The organism is Streptomyces sp. ActVer, from assembly GCF_027270795.1.
GTDB classification, from domain to species: domain Bacteria; phylum Actinomycetota; class Actinomycetes; order Streptomycetales; family Streptomycetaceae; genus Streptomyces; species Streptomyces umbrinus_A.
This window is the reverse complement of sequence record NZ_JAPWHT010000772.1, coordinates 1-2,558: the sequence shown is the minus strand read 5'-3', so window position 1 is coordinate 2,558 and position 2,558 is coordinate 1. Positions and strand designations below refer to the sequence as shown.

Below are 2,558 nucleotides of genomic sequence, written 5' to 3'. Positions count from 1 at the left end.
CGCCCGAACCTCGGCACCCGCGAGATCCTCATCCCCGCCCTCAAGGGCGGCGACATCGACCAGAGCCCGTCGAGGCCGATGTCCGCGACGAGCGCAGGGAGGCCCCCGTGGCCGCTGCCAGGAACGACCGGGCCCCAGAGGCCGACACCACCGCCGACGCCGAGGACGGCGCCCCGCGCCGCGCCCGCCGCCGTGCCACGCGCAAGGCCGCCGGAGGCTTCGCCGCACCCGCGCCGGACAAGAGCACGGAGACCGAGAAGGACTCCTCGCGGCGTCCCGCGCGTCCCGCGGTCGCCGTGTTCCAGGCGCCCGTCTTCGCCGAGCCGATGTTCCAGACGCCGGAGCGCGCCGCGGCCGCCGCCGCTGCCGAGGCCGCCGAGGAGCCCGAGGACGTCGTGGAGCCGGTCCAGGAGGCCGCAGCCCCCGCCGCCGAGGAGGAGACGGGCGGATCGCGCAGGCGCCGCCGCAGGAAGGCCGAGGAGCCCGCCGCCCCCGTGGCGGAGGCCCCCGAGCCCGAGGAGGAGCCCGTCGACGAGGAGTCCGCGGAGGACACCGCCGACGACTCCGCCGAGGGTGACGACGGCGAGGAGACCGGTTCGCGCCGTCGGCGCCGTCGTGGCGGCCGTCGCCGCCGCAGGGGCGAGTCCGCCGAGGCGGACGGCGAGTCGGCCGACGGCGACGACTACGCCGCCGAGCAGTCCGAGCAGGCTGCCCAGGACACCGAGGACACCGCCGAGCAGACCGAAGAGGACGCCGAGGACGAGCGCGAGGAGTCGGGCGGCTCCAGCAGCAGCCGGCGCCGCCGTCGCCGTCGTCGTCGCGCCGGTGACTCGTCCGGCGAGGCCGAGTCGGGCGACAACGACCCCGAGCGCACGGTCGTCAAGGTCCGTGAGCCGCGCAGCAAGAAGGAAGAGCGGTCCGACGCCTCGGACGAGGTGCAGTCCATCAAGGGCTCGACCCGCCTGGAGGCCAAGAAGCAGCGCCGCCGCGAGGGGCGCGAGCAGGGCCGCCGCCGCGTTCCGATCATCACCGAGGCCGAGTTCCTGGCCCGGCGTGAGGCCGTCGAGCGCGTGATGGTCGTCCGCCAGAGCGGCGAGCGCACCCAGATCGGCGTCCTGGAAGACAACGTGCTCGTCGAGCACTACGTCAACAAGGAGCAGGCCACCTCGTACGTCGGCAACGTCTACCTGGGCAAGGTCCAGAACGTGCTGCCGTCGATGGAGGCCGCCTTCATCGACATCGGCAAGGGCCGCAACGCCGTGCTGTACGCCGGTGAGGTCAACTTCGAGGCGCTGGGCATGGCCAACGGCCCCCGCCGTATCGAGAGCGCCCTCAAGTCCGGCCAGTCGGTCCTCGTGCAGGTCACCAAGGACCCGATCGGCCACAAGGGCGCCCGCCTCACCAGCCAGGTGTCCCTCCCCGGCCGCTACCTGGTCTACGTGCCCGAGGGCTCGATGACCGGCATCAGCCGCAAGCTGCCCGACACCGAGCGCGCGCGTCTGAAGACCATCCTCAAGAAGATCGTCCCCGAGGACGCGGGCGTCATCGTGCGCACCGCCGCCGAGGGCGCGAGCGAGGACGAGCTGCGCCGTGACGTCGAGCGGCTGCAGGCGCAGTGGGAGGACATCCAGAAGAAGGCGAAGGGCGGCAACGCCCCGACGCTGCTCTACGGCGAGCCGGACATGACCGTCCGCGTCGTCCGCGACATCTTCAACGAGGACTTCACCAAGGTCATCGTGAGCGGCGACGAGGCGTGGGACACCATCCACGGTTACGTTGCCCATGTCGCCCCCGACCTGGCCGACCGGCTGTCGAGGTGGACCTCCGAGGTCGACGTCTTCGCGACGTACCGGATCGACGAGCAGCTCGCCAAGGCGCTGGACCGCAAGGTCTGGCTGCCGAGCGGTGGTTCGCTGGTCATCGACAAGACCGAAGCGATGATCGTCATCGACGTCAACACCGGCAAGTTCACCGGTCAGGGCGGCAACCTCGAAGAGACGGTCACCAGGAACAACCTGGAGGCGGCCGAGGAGATCGTGCGCCAGCTTCGGCTGCGCGACCTCGGCGGCATCGTCGTCATCGACTTCATCGACATGGTCCTGGAGTCCAACCGCGATCTGGTGCTGCGCCGCCTCCTGGAGTGCCTGGGACGCGACCGTACGAAGCACCAGGTCGCCGAGGTGACCTCGCTGGGCCTCGTCCAGATGACCCGTAAGCGGGTCGGCCAGGGCCTGTTGGAGTCGTTCTCCGAGACCTGCGTCCACTGCAACGGCCGTGGCGTGATCGTGCACATGGAGCAGCCGACCTCGGCCGGAGGCGGCGGCAAGCGCAAGAAGCGCGGCCGTGGCGGCGCCGAGCAGACCCACGAGCACGAGCACACGCACGAGACGGAGTCGGCCGAGCCCGACGAGACGGCGGCCGAGGTCGCGGCGGAGGTCGCCGAGCCTGCCGCGCTGCCCGAGCCCGAGTTCGTACCGGACGAGGAGCTCTACAGCAGTGCCGCCGAGGCGGAGGCCGCGGCCACGCGTGGCGGCCGTTCGCGGCGCCGTGCAGGCCGG

At 72.0% G+C, this 2,558-nt stretch carries 1 protein-coding gene; it reads left to right on the top strand.

Annotation, left to right across the window (positions count from 1 at the left end):
* Positions 1-107 precede the first annotated feature (107 nt).
* A partial coding sequence (locus O3Q52_RS51850) for an Rne/Rng family ribonuclease (protein ID WP_269655361.1) occupies positions 108-2,558 on the top strand: 2,451 nt, incomplete at its 3' end.